Source organism: Saccharopolyspora sp. NPDC000359 (genome assembly GCF_040300525.1).
GTDB lineage: Bacteria > Actinomycetota > Actinomycetes > Mycobacteriales > Pseudonocardiaceae > Saccharopolyspora.
Window position 1 is genome coordinate 24,976 of the sequence record NZ_JBEPDU010000034.1, and the last position, 18,894, is coordinate 43,869.

At 72.1% G+C, this 18,894-nt stretch carries 17 protein-coding genes and 1 pseudogene; 5 read left to right on the forward strand and 13 right to left on the reverse strand.

The window, feature by feature from the left end; genetic code table 11:
- Positions 1-128 precede the first annotated feature (128 nt).
- The 3 genes from ABT324_RS21400 to ABT324_RS21410 all read left to right on the forward strand — a co-directional run bounded on the left by ABT324_RS21400 (position 129) and on the right by ABT324_RS21410 (position 3,350).
- Positions 129-740, forward strand: coding sequence for a TetR/AcrR family transcriptional regulator (locus ABT324_RS21400; protein ID WP_351180233.1), 612 nt, complete (start codon positions 129-131; stop codon positions 738-740).
- Positions 737-1,669, forward strand: a complete 933-nt coding sequence (locus ABT324_RS21405; protein ID WP_351180236.1) for a carbohydrate kinase family protein — start codon at positions 737-739, stop codon at positions 1,667-1,669. Before ABT324_RS21400 ends, ABT324_RS21405 begins: the two co-directional genes overlap by 4 nt.
- A 376-nt stretch (positions 1,670-2,045) precedes the next feature.
- Positions 2,046-3,350, forward strand: a complete 1,305-nt coding sequence (locus ABT324_RS21410; protein WP_351180239.1) for a citrate synthase — start codon at positions 2,046-2,048, stop codon at positions 3,348-3,350.
- 264 nt (positions 3,351-3,614) lie between these two features.
- Here ABT324_RS21410 and ABT324_RS21415 read toward each other — a convergent pair whose 3' ends face one another.
- The 4 genes from ABT324_RS21415 to ABT324_RS21430 form a co-directional block, all read right to left on the reverse strand.
- The gene (locus ABT324_RS21415) at positions 3,615-4,790 is read right to left on the reverse strand and encodes an ABC transporter permease (RefSeq protein ID WP_351180242.1); all 1,176 of its coding nucleotides are present in this window, start codon (positions 4,788-4,790) and stop codon (positions 3,615-3,617) included.
- The gene (locus ABT324_RS21420) at positions 4,787-5,698 is read right to left on the reverse strand and encodes an ABC transporter ATP-binding protein (protein ID WP_351180245.1); all 912 of its coding nucleotides are present in this window, start codon (positions 5,696-5,698) and stop codon (positions 4,787-4,789) included. Before ABT324_RS21420 ends, ABT324_RS21415 begins: the two co-directional genes overlap by 4 nt.
- Before the next feature lie 117 nt (positions 5,699-5,815).
- On the reverse strand, positions 5,816-7,390 hold the full coding sequence (locus ABT324_RS21425; RefSeq protein ID WP_351180248.1) for a glycerol-3-phosphate dehydrogenase/oxidase: 1,575 nt from the start codon (positions 7,388-7,390) through the stop codon (positions 5,816-5,818).
- Positions 7,391-7,494: 104 nt separating this feature from the next.
- Positions 7,495-8,130 (reverse strand): TetR/AcrR family transcriptional regulator, encoded by a 636-nt coding sequence (locus tag ABT324_RS21430; protein ID WP_351180251.1) that lies wholly within the window; start codon positions 8,128-8,130, stop codon positions 7,495-7,497.
- 16 nt (positions 8,131-8,146) lie between these two features.
- On the opposite strand from ABT324_RS21430, the gene ABT324_RS21435 reads away from it, so the two are divergent.
- A complete protein-coding gene (locus ABT324_RS21435) occupies positions 8,147-9,790 on the forward strand; it encodes an FAD-binding oxidoreductase (RefSeq protein WP_351180254.1) in 1,644 nt (547 codons plus the stop codon).
- Here ABT324_RS21435 and ABT324_RS21440 read toward each other — a convergent pair.
- Positions 9,771-10,502 (reverse strand): GNAT family N-acetyltransferase, encoded by a 732-nt coding sequence (locus ABT324_RS21440; RefSeq protein ID WP_351180258.1) that lies wholly within the window; start codon positions 10,500-10,502, stop codon positions 9,771-9,773. The two genes, ABT324_RS21435 and ABT324_RS21440, sit on opposite strands and share 20 nt — an antisense overlap.
- Positions 10,503-10,885: 383 nt before the next feature.
- Here ABT324_RS21440 and ABT324_RS21445 point away from each other — a divergent pair.
- Positions 10,886-11,114 (forward strand): annotated as a pseudogene (locus ABT324_RS21445) (aromatic-ring hydroxylase C-terminal domain-containing protein); the annotation flags it as partial.
- 9 nt (positions 11,115-11,123) lie between these two features.
- Here the strand turns inward: ABT324_RS21445 and ABT324_RS21450 are convergent.
- From ABT324_RS21450 to ABT324_RS21485, 8 genes are all read right to left on the reverse strand, one after another.
- On the reverse strand, positions 11,124-11,513 hold the full coding sequence (locus ABT324_RS21450) for a hypothetical protein (RefSeq protein ID WP_351180261.1): 390 nt from the start codon (positions 11,511-11,513) through the stop codon (positions 11,124-11,126).
- A complete protein-coding gene (locus tag ABT324_RS21455; protein ID WP_351180264.1) occupies positions 11,506-14,319 on the reverse strand; it encodes an FtsK/SpoIIIE domain-containing protein in 2,814 nt (937 codons plus the stop codon). The genes ABT324_RS21450 and ABT324_RS21455 overlap by 8 nt, the downstream gene beginning before the upstream one ends.
- Before the next feature lie 181 nt (positions 14,320-14,500).
- Complete coding sequence (locus ABT324_RS21460) at positions 14,501-14,752, reverse strand: hypothetical protein (protein ID WP_351180267.1); 252 nt, start codon at positions 14,750-14,752, stop codon at positions 14,501-14,503.
- Positions 14,753-14,756: 4 nt separating this feature from the next.
- The gene (locus ABT324_RS21465; RefSeq protein ID WP_351180270.1) at positions 14,757-15,017 is read right to left on the reverse strand and encodes a hypothetical protein; all 261 of its coding nucleotides are present in this window, start codon (positions 15,015-15,017) and stop codon (positions 14,757-14,759) included.
- A gap of 225 nt (positions 15,018-15,242) precedes the next feature.
- A complete protein-coding gene (locus ABT324_RS21470; RefSeq protein ID WP_351180273.1) occupies positions 15,243-16,061 on the reverse strand; it encodes a hypothetical protein in 819 nt (272 codons plus the stop codon).
- Positions 16,062-16,215: 154 nt separating this feature from the next.
- Positions 16,216-16,554: a PRC-barrel domain-containing protein gene (locus ABT324_RS21475; RefSeq protein WP_351180276.1), complete on the reverse strand. Its 339-nt coding sequence runs from the start codon at positions 16,552-16,554 to the stop codon at positions 16,216-16,218.
- Between the two features lie 491 nt (positions 16,555-17,045).
- Positions 17,046-17,849 carry an alpha/beta hydrolase gene (locus ABT324_RS21480; protein ID WP_351180279.1) on the reverse strand — a complete coding sequence of 268 codons (804 nt, stop codon included), beginning with the start codon at positions 17,847-17,849 and terminating at the stop codon, positions 17,046-17,048.
- A 105-nt stretch (positions 17,850-17,954) separates the two neighbouring features.
- Positions 17,955-18,659 carry a DUF4232 domain-containing protein gene (locus ABT324_RS21485; protein ID WP_351180282.1) on the reverse strand — a complete coding sequence of 235 codons (705 nt, stop codon included), beginning with the start codon at positions 18,657-18,659 and terminating at the stop codon, positions 17,955-17,957.
- Between the last annotated feature and the right edge of the window lie 235 nt (positions 18,660-18,894).

Here is an 18,894-nt window from a genome sequence, read left to right on the forward strand (position 1 = left end):
CTGATGCCGGTGTGACAACTGCCATTAGTACTGTCGCCAGTACTGTAGGACGTCTCCCAGTACTGTGGAAGTCCCAGCGGGGGAGAACCCGCACAACCACCCGACTGCGCTGTGGCAGGCTTCCAGCGATGACCACCTCCCCAAGTCGCCGACCGGCCAACGCCCGGCGGGCCGAGCTGCTGGACCAGCTGCGCGACCTGTTCCTCGCGGAAGGGTTCGCGCACTTCACGCTCGACGACCTGGTGGCCCGGCTGCACTGCTCGAAGTCGACGCTGTACACGCTGGCCAGCAGCAAGGAGCAGCTCGCGGTCCGCGTGGTGGCGCACTACTTCAAGTGCGCGACGCAGCGCGTCGAGCAGCGGGTCGCGGAGGTCCCCGACGTGCGGGAGAAGGTCCGCGTCTACCTGGACGCCGCGGCCGAAGCGCTGCGCCCGGCGTCCCGCGAGTTCATCGACGACATGGCCGCCAACCTGTCCACCCGCGCCACCTACGAGGCCAACGCGCACGCCGCCGCCGACCGCATCCGCGGCTTCATCGGCGAGGGCGTGCGGCAGGGCGTGTTCCGGGAGGTGCACGCCGGGTTCGTCGGTGAGCTGGTCGGCCACGCCATCGTCGGCATCCAGCGCGGCGAGATCGGCGAGCGCACCGGGCTCTCGGACGCGGCCGCGTTCGCCGAGCTCGCGCACTTCCTGCTCGGCGGGCTGGCCGCCGCGCCGCAGAACACGGAGGAGGAGAAGTGATCGTCATCGGCGGTGAGGCCCTCGTCGACCTCGTCCCGGACCCGGCCACGGCGGAGGGCGAGCTCGGCCCGCTGCACCCGCTGCTGGGCGGCGGGCCGTACAACGTGGCCATCGCCCTCGGGCGGCTCGGCGTCCCGGCCGCGTTCTACGCCAAGGTCTCCACCGACCAGTTCGGCGACAAGCTCGTCGAGCGGCTGGTGGCCTCCAACGTGGACATCGAGCTGGTGCAACGCGGCCCGGAGCCGACCACGCTCGCCGTCGTCGGGCTCGCCGAGGACGGTTCGGCGCGGTACAGCTTCCACACCGAGGGCACCGCGACCCGCTTCGTCACGGCCCAGGAGCTGCCCGCGCGCACCACCGCGCTCTGCCTGGGCACCCTCGGCATGGTGCTGGAACCCGGCGCCTCGGTGTACGAAGCAGCGCTGTTCCGGGAGGCCGAGCGCGGCCGGTTCGTCGCGCTGGACCCCAACATCCGCGCCGACCTGATCACCGACCCCGACGCCTACCGCGCCCGGTTCCGCTCCTGGCTGCCCGCGGTGGGGCTGCTGAAGGTCTCCGACGACGACGCCGGGTGGCTCGCCGACGGCGGCGACGTGCTCGACGCGGCCCGCGACTGGCAGCGCCAGGGCCCCGCCGCGGTGGTGCTGACCCGCGGCGCGGACGGGCTGACCGCGGTCACCGCCGACGGCGAGGTCACCGTGCCCGGGCAGCGCGTGCAGGTGGCCGACACCATCGGCGCGGGCGACACCGTGCAGGCCGCGCTGCTGGCGTGGCTGCACCGCAACGACGCGCTCTCCGCGGCGGGTGTGCGCAAGCTCGACGGCGAGCAGTGGGAGCAGGCGCTGCGGTTCGCCGCGGCCGCTGCCGCGATCACCGTCTCCCGGCCGGGCGCCGAACCGCCGTGGGCCGGGGAGCTACCGACCGATTGAACTGGGCGGACGTGCCCGAGGACACCCTGTGAGCTCAACCGCCCACCACCCGGACGGCCGAACCACCACTGCGCCGTCCGGGTGGTCCGGTTGGTCACTATGACCGGCCCATCCGGCTCCGGAGCGTCGAAAAATCTCCGGCGAAAGCCGCCCGATGTGATGTGATCGTGGTCCCACCTGCCAAAAAGCCGAAACGCGATTGCTGCGCCGGGGGCCCACTGCGGTCTAGCGTGACTACTGACAGGACCCCAACGGGGTGGTGCTGCGGCGGTTCGGACACCCCGGGCCGCGCGCGGGCGACAACGCAGCCCTGCCGGTCGGCCGGGCACCCGCGGTCGTCACCACACGCACCCCGACGAGCGCGAGAGGTTCCCGAATGCCCGACGACGTGACCGCCAAACGTACCGTCGCGCTGCGCTATGACGCCGGCGAGCACGAGATGCAGGTGACGCAGCCGACCGAGGGTGCGCCTGGCGTGGACCTCGGCAAGTTGTTGGCCCAGACCGGTTTGGTGACGTTGGACCCGGGCTTCGTCAACACGGCGGCCTGCCTTTCCGACATCACCTACATCGACGGGGACGCCGGCATCCTCCGCTACCGCGGCTACCCGATCGAGGAGCTGGCTGCCAAGTCCAACTTCATCGAGGTCAGCTACCTGCTGATCTACGGCGAGCTGCCGACCCAGCAGCAGTACGACGACTTCGCCGACCGGATCCAGCGGCACACCCTGCTGCACGAAGACCTCAAGCAGTTCTTCGACGGCTTCCCGCGCGACGCGCACCCGATGCCGGTGCTGTCCTCCGCGGTGTCCGCGCTGTCCACCTTCTACCAGGACAGCCTCAACCCCTTCGACAAGGACCAGGTGGAGCTGTCCACCGTCCGGCTGCTGGCCAAGCTGCCCACCATCGCGGCCTACGCCTACAAGAAGTCGGTCGGCCAGCCCTTCCTGTACCCGGACAACTCGCTGGGCCTGGTGGAGAACTTCCTCCGGATGACCTTCGGCTTCCCCGCCGAGCCCTACGAGGTCGACCCCACCCTGGCCCGCGCCCTGGACCTGCTGTTCATCCTGCACGCCGACCACGAGCAGAACTGCTCCACCTCGACCGTGCGGATGGTCGGCTCGGCCGAGACCAACCTGTTCGCCAGCATCTCGGCGGGCATCAACGCCCTGTTCGGCCCGCTGCACGGCGGCGCGAACAGCGCGGTGCTGGAGATGCTGGAGGGCATCCACGCCAACGGTGGCGACGTCGACTCGTTCGTCAACCGGGTCAAGAACAAGGAGCCCGGCGTCCGGCTGATGGGCTTCGGCCACCGGGTCTACAAGAACTACGACCCGCGCGCGGCGATCATCAAGAAGACCGCCGACGAGGTGCTCAGCAAGCTGGGTGCGAACGACCCGCTGCTGGACATCGCGATGAAGCTCGAGGAGAAGGCGCTCGCCGACGACTACTTCATCGAGCGCAAGCTCTACCCGAACGTCGACTTCTACACCGGCCTGATCTACAAGGCCATGGGCTTCCCGACGAAGTACTTCACCGTCCTGTTCGCGCTCGGTCGGCTGCCCGGCTGGATCGCGCACTGGCGGGAGATGCTGGAGGACCCGGCCCGCAAGATCAGCCGCCCGCGGCAGGTCTACACCGGCTCGCCGGAGCGGTCGTACCAGCCGATCACCGAGCGCTGAATCGAAACCTGAATCCTGTCGGATGCCACGGCACCCGACACCAGAACGGCCCCGGACACCAGTGGTGCCCGGGGCCGACCCGTGCCCGGACCGGCGTGTCCGGGCACGGCACGCCGGTGAGTCGTCGGACCGCGCCACTCGGCGGTGGGCGGGACCGTCCGTTCGTCGGGAGTGGGGTTGCGCGACCTCAATGGAGGTCGGACGCCTGACCTCCATTGAGGTCGCGGCCCCGGGCCCCGGTCCGGACGGGGCCCGGGGCCGCGATCAGCTGGTGCGGAGGGCGTCTCGGAGCTTGACCCGGGAGCCCGTGCGGAGGACCGCGTTGGAGTAGATGCGGCCGCCGAGGCGCAGGAGGAGGACGAAGGCCAGGACGCTCAGGACCAGCGACACCGCGATCTCCCAGGGGGCCGCCGAGCCGAGGGCGATCCGCATCGGCATCAGCGTCGGGGCGAAGCCCGGGACCAGCGACAGGACCCCCGCCAGGGTGTTGTCCGGCGAGCCCGGCAGCAGCGAGACGCCGATGACGAACGGCACCACCAGCAGCATGATCACCGGGCTGATCACGTTCTGCAGCTCCTCCTGGCGGGACACCAGCGAGGACGCCGCGGCGAGCACCGTGGCGTAGGTGAAGAAGCCGAGCAGGAACCACACCAGCATCCAGACCAGCGAGCCGGTCAGCGCCGTCGACGGCAGCGTCAGCACCCCGCCGAAGCCCGCCGCGACCAGCGCCGCCCCGGCGATCACCACCAGCTGCAGCAGGTTCGTCAGGCCGATGCCGACGACCTTCCCGGCGAGCAGCTGGGTCGGCTTGATGGTGGACAGCAGCAGCTCGACGACGCGGCTGGACTTCTCCTCCACCACGCCCTGGGCGATCATCTGCCCGCCCATGAGCAGGAACATGTAGAGCACGATCCCGGCCGCGATGGCCAGCGCGATCCGCTCCCCCCGGTGCGGGTCGTCGGTCTCCAGGCTGGTGATGGCGACGTGGGCGTTCCCGGCGGCTGCCCGCACCGCGGCCGGGTCGGCCCCGGCGCGCGTGAGCTCGGTGTCCACCACCTGCTGCTGCACGATGGCGTTCAGCGCGGCCTCGACCGCGCTGTCCGGGGCCCGCTTGACGACCAGGCGCGGCTCCTCGGGCGTGCCGGTGACCAGCGCGTCCAGGTCGCCGTCGCGCACCTGCTGCTCACCCGCCGGGACCGGGACGGTGCTGATCTCGAACGTCTGCCCGTAGGCCGAGCCAGCCGCCCGCAGCGGCTCGCCGACGGCCGCCACCTCCGGCGCGACGCCCAGCCTGGTGGTGCTGGCCTGCTGCCCGATGAAGGCCATCAGCGCGGCGTAGCCGCCCATCACCGCGATGATCGCCAGGGTGCCGATGATGAACCCGCGGGTGCGCACCCGGGTGCGGATCTCGCGGCGGGCGACCAACCAGACGGCGCTCATGCGGCGGCCTCCTCGGTGACGACGTTGCGGAACAGTTCGGTGAGGGTGGGCCGGTGCCGGGTGAACTCCCGGACCGGGCCGGTGGCCAGCGCGGCCTTCAGCACCGCCTGGTCGTCGGCGTCCTCGGCCAGCTGGAGCGTGGTGCGGCTGCCGTCGACCGCGACGACCTGCGCGCCAGGGACGTCGTCGGCCCAGCCGGGCGCTGCGTCGGGCGCGTCGACGACCAGCGTCACCGGGCCCTGGTCGCGCAGCTCGGCGACCGAGCCGGTGGCCATCATCCGTCCACTGCGGACGATGCCGATGCGGTCGCACAGCCGCTGCACCAGGTCGAGCTGGTGGCTGGAGAACACCACCGGCACCCCGGAGTCGCACTTGTCCCGCAGCACCGTGCTCATCACGTCGACGGCGACCGGGTCCAGCCCGGAGAACGGCTCGTCGAGGATCAGCACCTCCGGGTCGTGCACCAGCGCGGCGGCCAGCTGCACCCGCTGCTGGTTGCCGAGGCTGAGCTTCTGCACCTCCTCGTCGCGGCGCTCGGCCAGCCCCAGCCGCTCGGTCCAGCGGGTCGCGGCGGCCCGGGCGTCGGCGCTGGTCAAGCCGTGCAGCTCGCCGAGGTAGGCCAGCTGCTCGGCGACCTTCATCTTGGGGTAGAGGCCGCGTTCCTCCGGCATGTAGCCGATGCGGCGGCGGGTGGTGAGGTCCAGCGGTGTGCCGTTCCACCGCACCTGGCCGGAGTCGGCGGACAGCACGCCGAGCGCGATCCGCATCGTGGTGGTCTTCCCGGCGCCGTTGCTGCCGACGAATCCGAACATCTCGCCCGCGCGGACGCTGAACGTCATCTCCTGCAGTGCGGTGACGGTGCCGTAGCGCTTGGAGATCCGGTCGACCTCCAGCACGCGATCAGTCACGGATCGTCCCCCTCTTCGTGTTGACGAGTTCCATCTGAGTGGCGGTTCCGCTCAGCGGCCGCCGGTGGCTGCGCCGCTGCGAAAGCAGCTGCACGGCCGTTCCCCCCCCATTCGGCTCTATCTCAACACACCTTCGAGAGCGCGTCGCACGAACTCGGTGATCGCGGGCTCCGCGGCGGCGCGCTCGGCGGGATCCAGGCCGATGCGGCTGCGCCGGTCCAGGACGTCGTCGGCGTCCAGCGCGCCCTCGTGGCGCACCGCCCACAGCACTTCGGCGGCGGTGAGCGGGATGCCTTCGGCGACAGGTTCGGCCAGGTCGGGGTCGAACTCGGCCAGCGCGGCCAGCCGCGCGGCCTCGGTGCCGTACTTCGCGATCAGGCGGGCTGGAGCCTCCACGTCGGAGAGGTGGCGCCGGGGCGCGGCGCCGACCAGCGCGACCGCGGAGGTCCTGGACGGCCCGGCGGACAGGCCGCCCGCGCGCACTGCGGCGTCGACGGCTTCGGCGGCCATCCTGCGGTAGGTGGTGAGCTTGCCGCCGACCACCGTCACCACGCCTTCCGGCGAGGTCAGCACCGCGTGCTTGCGGGACAGGTCGGAGGACTCCTTGCGCCGCGCCTGCTCCAGCAGCGGGCGCAGCCCGGCGAAGGACCCGAGCACGTGCTCGCGCCGCAGCGGTTGGCCGAGGACGTCGCGGACCCCGGCCAGCAGGAAGTCCACATCGAACTCCGGGACCTCGGGCACCGCGGGGATCGGCCCGGGGGCCGGCTCGTCGGTCAGCCCGAGCAGGGCGCGGCCGTCGGCCTGCGGCAGCAGCAGGAGGAACCGGCCGGAGGTGCCCGGCATCGGCGCGACCAGCGCGGTCCCGGCGATGCCCGCGGCGTCGGCGTCGACGACCAGGTGCGATCCGCGCGAGGGCCGGAGCTTGACGTCCGGCGAGAGCTCGCCCGCCCACACCCCGGCCGCGTTGACCACCGAGCGGGCGCGGATCCGCAGCGACTCACCGGTGCGCTGGTCCACGACGTCCGCACCAGTGCCGTCGAGCCGCTGCGCGCGCACGTGCGTGAGCACCCGCGCGCCAAAGCCCGCAGCGGTGCGTGCCAGCGCGACGACGAGGCGCGCGTCGTCGATCAGCTGCCCGTCGTAGCCGAGCAGCCCGCCGCGCAGCCCCGCGGTGCGCAGTCCCGGTACCAGGGCGAGGGCTTCTGGGGTGGGGATGCGCCGTGGTGGTGGGAGCACGTCCGACGGCGTGCGCGCGGCTCGGCGCAACGCGTCACCTGCGCGCATGCCCGCGGTGAGAACCAGCTCGGAGCGGCGGGAGACGCTGCTGTGCAGGGGGATCAGCTGCGGCATCGTGCGCACCAGGTGCGGCGCGGTGCGGGTCATCAGGATGTTGCGCTCAACGGCGCTCTCGTGGGCCAGGGCCACGTCGCCGTGCGCGAGGTACCGCAGACCGCCGTGCACGAGCTTGCTGGACCAACGGGAAGTCCCCCAGGCGAGGTCCTCGGCCTCGACCAGGGCGACGGACAGCCCGCGGGCGGCGGCGTCGAGCGCGGTCCCGGCACCGGTGACCCCGCCGCCGACCACCAGCAGGTCGATCTCGGACTCGGCGACCTCGGACAGGTCGGCGGCGCGGCGCGCGGCGTTCAGCGAGGTCGCGCGCAGCGAACCGGCGGGCAACGGCGTGGTGGTCATCGCAACTCCGAGTGGTTCGGCGGGAGGTCGGGAGACCGCAGTTTCAATTGAAACCGCGAACGGTCCCCAGGGCGGATCGCAGTTTCAATTGAAACTGCGCAGGGTCAGGCATCGGTGGGCTCCGGTCGGAGGGCCCCGTCGAGGAGCTTGGTGAGTTCGGCGGTGAGGTCGTCGGCGTCGATGCCGGTGGTGGCGGGTCCGGCGGTGACCACGAACGACTGCACGAGCAGCAGCAGCGACCGGGCCTGGACCGCTGGGTTGCCGGGGCGGACGGAGCCGTCCGCGTGGCCCGCGACGAGGTATTCGCGGAGGAAGCCCTCGGCGGCGAGCTGGGTGCTGCCCAACCGTTCGACGAGGTAGGGCAGCAGGAGCTCGGCGTCGGCCTCCAGGACGCGTTGCAGCAGCGGTGCGGTTTGCAGTAGCTGCACGCCGTGGACGGTCGCGCTGACCAGCCGCTGGCGGGCGTTGCCGGTCCGCTCCGCCGCTCGCGCCAGGTGCAGGACCTCGCCGAACTCCACGGTCATCAGCGCGGTGACCACGCTGTCGACGTCCGGGAACCGGCGGTACAGGGTCATCCGGCTGACCCCGGCGCGGCGGGCGATCTCGGTCAGCGTGGTCCGCCGCACGCCGTGGGCGAGCACGCACTCCCGGGCGGCGCGCAGCAGCTCGGCATCGCCGACCCGGTTCGGTGCGGGGCGCGCTCGCGTGCCGTGCGAGTCGCTGTGACATTGCGACGTCATGTGTAACACTGTACTGGTGAGCGGGCTGATCGAACACACCCTCCGCGGCACCTGGACCCCATCGGGGGCCTCCGCCGCGCCGTTGTCCCCCCGAGCTCTGCGCTGGTTGCGGGCGCGCATCGGGCTCGCCGAGACCACCACCCCGGCCGTCCCGGCCTCGCTTTTGGCGGTGCCGCAGAGCGCCCTGCCGGAAGCGGCCCGCGAGGAGCTCGTGGCGCTGCTGGGCGCCGAGCACGTGCTGACCGACGCCGCTGCGCGACTGGGACGCGCGGGCGGCATGTCCTACTCCGACCTGATGCGCCGCCGGAGCGCTGCCGAGCTCGCCGTGCCGGACGCGGTGCTGCTGCCCTCGGACCCCGAGGCGGTGCAGGCCGTCCTGGAGGTCTGCGTGCGGCGCGACATCGCCGTGGTCCCGTTCGGCGGCGGCACCTCGGTGGTCGGCGGGGTCGACGCGCTGCGCGGGTCCAAGGACGTCGTGGTGGCGCTGGACCTCGCCCGCCTCGACCGGCTCGTCTCGCTCGACCCGAGTTCGCGGATTGCCGTGCTGCAGGCCGGGATGCGCGCCGTCGAGGCCGAGTCGCTGCTGGGCGCGCAGGGCTTCACCCTCGGGCACTTCCCGCAGTCCTTCGAGCGGGCCACCATCGGCGGGTTCGCCGCCACCCGGTCCGCCGGGCAGGCCTCCTCCGGCTACGGCCGGTTCGAGGACATGGTGGCCGGGGTCCGGCTGGCCACCCCAGCCGGGGAGTGGCGGCTCGGCGTCGCTCCGGCGTCAGCAGCGGGGCCCGACCTGCGCCAGCTTGCGGTCGGCAGCGAGGGCGCGCTCGGCGTGATCACCGAGGTCGCGGTGCGGGTCCGGCCGGTGCCGGTGCGTAGCCGCTACGAGGCGTTCGTGGTCGACGGCTGGCAGGGCGGGGTGGACGCGGTGCGGGCGCTCGCGCAGCACCGCGTGCTGGCCGACGTCACCCGGCTGTCCGATGTGGACGAGACCGAGGTGCAGTTCGAGCTGGCCGGCGCGCTGAAGGTCAAGGCCCTGCAGTTCCTGCTGCGCAGTAAGGGAATCCGCCAGCCCTGCCTGCTGGTGCTGGGCTGGGACGCGGGCTCGCGGGCGGAGCTCGACCAGCGGCGCAAGGCCACGCTGCGGGTGCTGGACGGGACGCGGGCGGTGCGGCTGGGCCGCGCTGTCGGCGAGTCCTGGCGGTCGCACCGGTTCTCCGGCCCCCGCCAGCGCGACGCGCTGCTGGACCGCGGGGTGTGCGTGGAGACGCTGGAGACCGCGGCGCACTGGACCGGGATCAGCGAGCTGCGGTCCGCGGTGCGCAACGCGCTGGTGCGCAACCTCCGGTCCGGGGGCAAGAAGCCGATCGTGATGTGCCACATCTCGCACGCCTACGAGACCGGGGCTTCGCTGTACTTCACGGTCCTCGCGGCGCGCAGCGAGCAGGACCCGCTCGGTCAGTGGCAGCGGGCCAAGCAGGCGGCGTCGGACGCCATCGCCGGGCGCGGCACCATCAGCCACCACCACGCCGTCGGCGCCGACCACCTTCCGTGGCTGGCGGACGAGATCGGCGAGGTCGGTGAGTCGGTGCTGGCCGCCGCCAAGCAGGCGGTGGACCCGACCGGGATCCTCAACCCCGGCAAGCTCATCCGGCCAAAGCGCTGACCGAGTGGTAGCGGTACCCGAGCCTGCGGTAGACCTTGAGCGCGGGCTCGTTGTCCGCATCCACCATCAGCGCCACGTCCCCCTCGCGGGCCAGCTCACGGGTCAGGAACGCGCAGACCTCGGCGGCCAGACCAGCACCGCGGTGGTCGGGGTGGGTGGCGACGCCGGAGATGAAGCGCACGCCCGGTGCGGCCCAGCAGTCGCCGCCCACCGAGAGCACCGTCCCGTCGGCCCCGCGGATGCCCGCCCAGCGGCGGGCCCCGGGGTCGTCGGGGAACAGGTAGGCGCGCGGATTCGCCTTGCGCAGCAGGCTCTCGACGGCCTGGTCGTCGTCGAGCCACTCGACGTCCGGCGTCGGCTCGGACGGGGGCGCGGCGGACAGCTCCATCCAGCCGAACGTCGCCCGCACCTCCAAGCCCAGGCGGCTGGCGACCCGGTGCGCCAGCGCGGTCCGGGCCAGCGGGCGGAGCTTGTCGACGCGCAGCGTCGGCAGCACCTCGGCGAGCAGCTCGGCGCAGTCGTCGGCCGGGCCGCTGAAGACGACGCGGTCGTTGCGGCTGAGCTTCGGTGCGTACACCACGACCGCGCTGCGGTGCTGCCAAGCGGCACCGCCGGGGTGCGGGTAGTCCGCGACGAGCGCTTGCGCGGCCCAGCGGACCAGCAGGTCATCGGTGGCGTTGCCGACATCGTTGGCGGAACGGAGCTCTTGCATGCTCCCGATGGTGCCCGGGGCGGAGTGGTCGCCGGAAGTGGATTTCCTGTGACGTCAAGCAAGGACCTGGCGGACGCTGGGGCGCGGTGGCCGCGCCGATGACGCGGGAGCGCCAGGTGGGGCTTGCGCGCGCACCGGTGCCCACTCTGCCGCCGAAACGATCAAGGGCGCTGCTGAACTGCGGAAACCGCGGAGGAGGTCATCGACGACCTGGACGGCTTGCTGGTGGCGCAGGGCAAGGACGAGCGGACTGCGCGGAGCTTAGGGCCAAGGCCATCGCGGCGTCCTTGCTGGAAAAGGTCCCAAGCTCGCCAGCAGTGCGATCTCAATGGAAGTTGCGCTACTCCCGATAACTCCCAAGGGTTCCCGGGAAGCCGATGCCGGGGTGCCTGTACGAGCTGGTGCGCGCCGCCCGCGGGCTGCTGCTCGACCAGACCGGTCGCCTCTCGGCGCGCGGCTGGGCGGACCGCATCGACCACGTCGTGGCCGTCAGCGAGGCGCCGGACGTCCTCGCCGTCCTGCTGAGGCCGGACGGGCACGTGGCGTGGGCGGGGAGGGAAAACCGGCAGGGATTCGGCGGCCAGCTGCTGGTTCGGCGAGGGGCGTGGCTGACCCGCCAGGTCAGGACTTCTTGCGACGGGGGAGGATGCCGGAGCCGAAGCGTGGCTTCTCCAGGGAGTTGTAGAGCTCCATGAAGGCATCCTGGAGGTGGCGGCGGGAGTCCTCCGGGGTCGCCGGTGGGGCCGAGCGGTCCGGTTCGGGCAGGCCCCTGACCTGCATCCAGCGCTCGTCCCAGAGGGCTTCCATCGCGGCCTTCCAGCGCACCCGGACGTCGTCGACGACCTGCTGGCGCTGCTCCTCCGCCTCGTCCTTGCGCTTCTGACCTGCGGCGACGGCTTCGCCGAGCTCGGTCGCCCTGGCGCGCTCGTGCTTGCGGAGCTGCTGGGCGGCCGTGGTCGCCAGCGCGGTCAGCTCCTTGTACCGGATCGATGCCGGAACCTGGTCAGTCACCGGCTTCCTCCCAAACCTCGACGTGCTCGGCGGACCGCTGCTGCGGGACCTGAGGGGAGCTCGGCTCACCGAGGTCGAACGGGAGGATCACCTCGGGCCGGGAGTGCACCGCCCGGTCGAAGAACAGGCCGCGCCGGGCCCGCGGCGACCAGCTGACCACCTGCCCGGCCGCGAAGGTGGACAGCTCCTGGCCGTGCACGTCGAAGGCCACCCACGCGCCGATGTCGTCCACCGGGCCCATGCCGAGCGTGTTCTTGACCCGCTGGACGCTGCGCCACCAGCCGATCACGTGCACCCGGGACTCCGGGCCCTGCTTGAGGATCTTCCGCAGGTGGTCCAGCCCGCTGGGCTGCCCCGGTGCCTTGCGCTCCAGGGTCGTCTGCGCCGCGTCCGCGGCGTAGAGCAGCAGGCAGTGCGGCACGTCGGCGCCGGACCGGCCGTCGATCGAGTCGGCCACCCCGGTCAGCGCCTCCGCGATGCCGTCCAGCCCGACCCGGTCGACTCCGTGGCCGATGGCGCCCAGCTCGTCGACGACGCGCTGGACGTCGTCGTCGACGTCGTCCAGCAGACCCGCGACGGTGAACTTGATGTCGCCCGGGACGTGCTGGCGGGCGAGGGACAGCGCCGCCGCCCCCAGCGCGCTCACCGCGTCCACCCGGACCGAGCCGATCACCGCGATGTTGCGCCCCGGCGACCGGCTCAGGCGGACCGCGGCGGCGGTCCCGGCCACGTCGATGATCTGGCCGAGCAGCACCTTCGGCGTGGGCACCGGCGCGGACAGCTGCCGGTAGTCGTCCAGGGTGGACAGCGCGGGCAGGTTCGAGCCGTCGAACAGGCGCGGCGGCGCGGCGGACTCGTCCAGCTGCTTCCACAGCTCCAGCTGCAGCGCGTCGAAGGTGTTGCGCGCGGTGGCGTCCGGGATGCGGGCGATCTCGTTGCCGTGCTTGACGCCCGACTCGTGGTTGACCACCGCGTGCCAGCGCGGCAGCTCCATCGCGGCCAGGTTCTGCTCGGCCAGCACCCGGCGGGCCTTGGGCAGCGCGATCCGCAGGATGAACTGCTCGAAGATGGCCGGCTTGCCCCAGAACGCCTCGATGCCGGACACGTCCTGGCTGGCCAGCACCAGGTGGATGCCCTGCGAGCGGCCACGCCGCGCCACGTCCTCCAGCAGCGCGGTGGCCTGGGTGGTGACGTTGTCGCGCTCGGCGAACAGGTACTGGAACTCGTCGATCACCGCGACGATCCGCGGCCACCGGCCGCCCGGGTCCTCGGCGCGCAGCTCCTCCAGCTTGGTGACCTCGTGCTCCTTCGCCGCCTCCGCGCGCCGCCGCATCTCGGCGGCCAGGAACCGCAGCAGCGCCAACCCGAACTCGCGGTCGGTGTTGACGTTCACCCCGACCAGCTGGGCGTGCGGCAACCAGCTCGGGTCCCGCTTGCCCGGGGTGAACTGGGCGAAGGACACGCCCTCCTTGAAGTCCAGCAGGTAGAGCTCCAGCTCGTCCGGCGAGTACCGGGCGGCCAGCCCGCCGAGCATGCCGTACAGGAAGTTCGTCTTGCCGGACCCGCTGGGCCCGCCGATCAGGGTGTGCGGGCTGCTGTCGCCAAGCGTGATCCACACCGGCTCGCCCTCGTTGAACCCGACCGGGGCCTGCAGCCCGGACTTCGAGCTGTGCGCCCAGTACTGCTCGGGCACCAGGTCCTCGAAGGTCCGCACCCGGGCGCGGCGGGCCAGGAACGCCTCCGCGATCGCCGCGCACGCCTTGGTGACCTCGTTGCGGGAGGGCGACTCGTCCAGCTGCACCACGGCTCCCGGGCCGGTGGTGCTGGTGCGCGCGCGGTCGTCGCCGATCAGCCGGACCGACTCAATCGCGCTGTTCACCGACAGGGACAGGTCCACGACGACCAGGTGGATGCCGCAGGCCGGCCCGCTGCGCGCGATCCGCTGCAGCTGCTGCTGCTGTTCCTCGCGCAGCGGCTCGCCGTTGCCGAACAGCACGCCGATCCGCCACGGCTCGGAGCGGTGCCCCTTTTCGTCGGCCAGCGCCCGCAGCGAGGTGTGCCCGCCGAGCAGCGCGCTGGTGTGGATCCGCCGGATGTGGTCGGTCAGCGCGTCCAGCATCTCGTCCAGCCGCGTCGGGTCGTGCGCGGTGAGCAGCCCGGCGCGGGTCAGCGGGTACAGGCCGGGCAGCGTGCCGGTCAGCTGCGCGACGTCCCAGACGTGCAGGCGCACCGCGCCCGGCTGGAAGTGGCCGAGCAGCCGCAGCAGCAGGTTCTGCACCAGGGTTTCGGCCGCTTCCGGGTTGCCGTCGGTGGTGATCCGCAGGTGCGACTCGTCGAGCAGCGGGACGGCGGCGGGGAAGGGCTGCGGATCCGGCGAGTCCGGCACGATCGCGGTGCCGAGCCGCCACAGCTCGGGTGGCGGGGCGGACGACTCCCGCGTGCCGACCTGGCCGAGCCACTCCGACCAGGGCAGCCCGGCCGAACCGGGCGCGACCTCGGCCACCAGCTGCGCGAGCTGGTCCGGGCCGCTGCTGGTCCACTCGGCGTAGATCTCGGCGCGCGCGTCCAGCGCTTCCCGCATCGCGGCCTGGAAGGCGGGGTTGGCAGGGTCACCGATCTCCTGCGGATCGCGGTCCGCGGCCGCGGTCCCGGCCTGCGCGATGCGGAGCGCGAACTCCTGCTGCGCGCAGTCGGCGAGGACGCGGTCGCGCGCGTTGTCGGCGGCGCCGAGCGCGGTGGCGATGCTGGTGCGCAGGCGCTCGAAGGCTGCTTCGACGCGGCTCCGCCGCTCGTTGCGTCTACCCACACCCCACCTCGGAAGCAGAGTTACTGATTGTGATCAAAGTACCACCCGGCGGATGACCGGGCAGAACCCATCTGACGCATCAACCTGGGCGAAAACCAACCGCCGAACCGGTTTTCCGCCGCGTGCTGGCGGTGCCGGAGGCGGGCGCAGCCGAGGTTCCACCCCCGGTGGCACCGCCCGCTCACAGCCGGGTGAGGAAGTCGCGCAGCGTGGTCAGCACCTGCTCGATCATGTCCTGCGCTCGCTCGATCTGGTCATCCGCGCGGTGCAGGCTCGGTGGCACCACCGTCTCCGGGTGCTCCGGGTCGAGCTTGACCAGCGCTTTCTCGGCCTCGCCCAACGACGTCCGGGTGGTGCCCAGGTGCGCACCGGCGTCGGTCAGGTGCTGCTCGACGACACCGAGCGCCTGGGCGAGCTCCTCGAGGGCGGACACGGTGCTACAGCCGACCCGCGTAGGCCTCGGCGGAGGACATCGTGGCCTGGATCGAGCCCTGCGCGCCGTTGATCACCTGCATCACCTCGGCGAGCATGCCGTGCGCGTGCTGCATGTCCTCCTGAGCGCTGCCCTGGGTGGCGGAGACGAGCGCGGATTGGGCCTCTTCCAGCACGAGGTTCGCCTGTTGCAGGGCGGCGATGCCCTCCTGCATCTTCTGGTTGGCCAACGTGATGCCTGCGCGAACTTCTTCCACGCCTGCCATGTGGGTCCGGTCCTCCGAAGTGGGGCGGGGGCTGTGACGGTCCACAAGTTAGCTGCCCGCCCGGCCGGGGGCGCAGGCAGGGGCATGAAGTTGATCACGGTCTGGTCGCGGTGTGTGATCACCTGCACCGATGATCCCCCGGCGGGGCGACAGAACGCGAGCGAACCCCACGTTTCCTTGCTGTTTCCCTGGAATTCAGGTTCCCGGATTCTGGGAGGTCGCGGGTCAGGCGCGGCTGGTGGAGTCCACAGTGGAGTTCGCGGTGACCTCGATGGCGGCGACACCCGACGGGGGCATCGGGGCCGCCGCCCACCGGGCGGTGGCGCCGTCGCCCTCGGTGGAGACCCGGGACCAGCCGTTGCCGCCCAGGACCGACACCGCGCCCTGCACAATCTCCGCCGGTTCGCCCACCGCGGGACCGAGGTCGAGCGACACCCGCACCACCGGCGGTTCCACCGAGTACCCAGCGATGTCGGCGGTGCGCGACAGGCGGCTGGCGACGGCGCGCGCGGGCCACTCCGCACCCGCGCGGCGGTCGGTCACCACGTCCACCACCAGCGCCAACCTGGGCCGCGGTCGACCCTGCTCGTCGAACTCGCCGACCGCCGGCGGGACCGGCGCGGGCGGCTCGTCCGGGTCGACGGGCTCGGACCGGCCGAACAGCAGCGAGCCACCGGCCCACGCCTCGACCAGCAGCCGCTCGCCGCCGCGGACCAGCGCGCCGACCAGCTCGGGGTGGTCCACCACGGTCCACGCCGTCGGCGGCTCGCAGGCCACCCGGTGGCGGGCGTAGTCGGGGCCCAGCTCGCGCAGGAAGTTGCGCACCGCCCGGGACAACCCGGCCACGTGCTGCCCGGTCTCCGCGCAGTCCCGGCTGATGGTGACCGACCAGCAGCCCGGTTCCTCGTCGGAGCAGTCGCCGGAGGCCACCACCCGGCCGCCCACGGTCTGCACCAGGTCGCGGCAGGCGGCGCGCGCCGAATGCTCGTCATCGGCCCCGACGACGACGGTGATCAGCAGCTCGAGCTCGTTGTCGTTCTTCATCGCGGGTGAATTGTCCCGCACCGCCAACCGGTTGGGCGAGCACTGATCACTGCCGAGCGGCTGTGTCCGGCGTCATAGCGCTGGGTGCGCCGGCCCGGGCCTCGTCGCGCTGCTGGAAGTGGCTGCGCGGCCGGGCGGTCCTGCGCGCGGTGGGCTACTCCGAGACCTGCTCGGCGTGGCCCTGGTCGACGCCGTAGTAGTGGTAGAGGTCGCGGCCCTCCTCTGGGGAGAGGTGGCCCTGCTCGGCTTCGACCTGCGGGGCGTTCTTCACCCGGTCCCGGTCCACGTCGAGTTCGAGCCGGTTCTCCTCGGCGATCGCCCCGGTGAGCGGGACGAAGGTCTCCCGGACGCCGAGCAGCCCGATCCGGACGGTGACCCACTCCGGCTGCTGAGTCACGTCGTCGACGTAGACGTTGCCGACCCGGCCAACCCGGTTGCCGTTGCGGTCGAACACCGGTGTGCCGATCAGGTCCTGAGCGCGCTCGACGTCCATGGCTGCCTCACTCGATCCACCCCCGGCAGGGCGGGAGGTCCGCCTGCGGGCCAACGTCAGTCAGCTCCCCAAGCTTCCCGCCCCACGCCCGACCTGCAACTTCGCAAGCGACACGCCCCACCCGATCGAGTAATGATCGAGATTCCTACTCCCGGCTACTAATACTCGTTACCCCTGCGACCAACGACCAACCCCAATGGAGGTCAGACGCCCAACCTCCATTGAAATCGCGCCAAGACGCCCACCCCCAGCACACGGCACACCAACGCGGCCAGCCACCACCCAGGCGTTGGGGCAGCAGCAGGTGAAGCACGAAGGCCCCCCGACACGGACCTCCGAGGTCGGAAGTGGGCCGCAACCGGAGTTGGGCACCCGCACTCCAGCCGGTGAAGGGCACTTTCGCCGAGTGAGGCGGCGAAGGGTCCCTTCACCAGCGTCTAGGGCGGTGAGGTTCCGCTGGCCGCCCCGCCACGCGAGGCGGTCCGGAGCCGTCAGGAATTGAGCGAGCGGGCGATGAAGGTCAGCACGTCTGCTGTGACCTCTTCCTTGTTCGTCTCGTTGAACAGCTCGTGGCGGCCGCCTGGGTAGATGTGCTCGTGGAACTCGTTGCCGCGGATGCGGTCGATGCCGGTGCGGGTGTCGGCTTCCGGCACCAGTTCGTCGTCCTCGCCGTGCACCCACAGGGTCGGCTTCTCCAGCGTCGGGCCTTCGTTGATGGCCAGCAGGCAGTTGTCGATCGCCTGGAGGGTGCGGCGCTTGAACGGGCCGTGCCAGACCAGCGGGTCGGCCACGTAGGCGGCGCCGACCTCGGGGTCGCGGGACAGCGTCGACGGATCGATCGGAGTGTCCGGGATCTCGTCGTGCTCCAGCAGGTCCAGCACGTGCCAGGTGCCCAGCACCGGCGCGGAGAGCACGACCGCCGCCAGGTGCTCCTGGTGCTCCTGCGCGTAGCGGGCGGCGAGCATGCCGCCCATGGAGTGTCCGATGAGGACGGCCGGCAGGCCTGGGTGCTCGGCGGTGATCTCCTGCCGCAGCGTCTCCAGATCGGCCACGATCTCCTCGGCGTCGGAGAACAGCACCCGCTCGCCGTCCGAGCGCCCGTGCCCCACGTGGTCCGGTGCGACGACGTGGGCGCGGGCGGCCACCAGCTGCTCGGCGACCCACTGGTACCGCCCGGAGTGCTCGCCGTACCCGTGCGCGATCAGCGCGATCCAGCCGGGGTTGGTCGCGGCCCACTCCCGCACCACCAGGTTGCCGTGACGTCCGGTGATCTCTCGATCCGTTGGCTCGATCATGCTGCCACCACAGCACAACTCATCCGATCGAGCCAAATGCGGCGCCGCGTTCCGGTGGCGACGCGCCCGGCCGGGCGTGCGCGGGCGGCACGCCCAGCGGCGGGGTCACTGGTGGTAGGCGGTGCCGTCGATGGTGCCGAAGCCGCAGACCGGGCCGGCGTTCCAGGTGACCGCCAGCGGGTCGGTCTCGTCGGGCGGGATGACCTCGAGGCGGGATGGGGTGGGCGCGCACGGGCCGTCGGTCGGTTCGCCTTCGTGCGGGACCGCCGTCCAGTGCAGCGTGGCGCTGGCCGACTCACCCGGGGCCAGCGTGATCAGCGAGGGGCCGGGGTTCGGGGTGCGCTTGGCGTCGGTCGGCAGCGGGTGGCCGGAGGCGTCGACCAGCTGCAGGCCGCCGTAGCCGTACAGGGTGCAGGTCTCGCCGCTGCTGTTGGTCAGGGTCAGCTCGGCGTAGCGCTGCCCGGCGCCTGCATCCGGGTTCTGCATCGAACCGGTGAGCATCGAGGTGTGGCAGCGGGTGCCTTTGCTGGCCCGCGGCTCCTGCACCTCCGGCGTGGCCTGGGCAGTGGTGCTGGTGGGGCTGCTGGAGGCCTCGGTGACCGGTTGGGACTGCTCGGCGGGGGGTTGGGGCAGCTCGGGCGCTTGCGCCTCCATCGCGGCTGCCGGTGGCTGGGGGTTGGAGACCGGTTCGGTGATGACCTGGCCGGTCTGGGCTGCCTGGCCGCACCCGGTCATCAGCCCGGCGATCAGCACGGCTCCGGACGCCTGGAGCGTCCGCAGTCCGATGGTCCGCAGTCGGTTCGCGGTCACGACGACCACCTCCCGTTCCCGCCCTGCGCGGCGGGGTCCGTGGGTCACTGCTCTGCTGTTGGGAAGACGTCCGGTGGGCTCGTGGGTTGCCTGCCGGTTCCCGGGACCCACCGGGGCCCGTGCGGTGCGTGGCCAGCGGCTGCTCCGCGGGGCTGAAAACCGGTCCTCCCTGATCGGCTGATCGGGTGCATTCCAGTCGGTGGGGTTACCCGGTCGTGCAATTGCTGATTCGAGA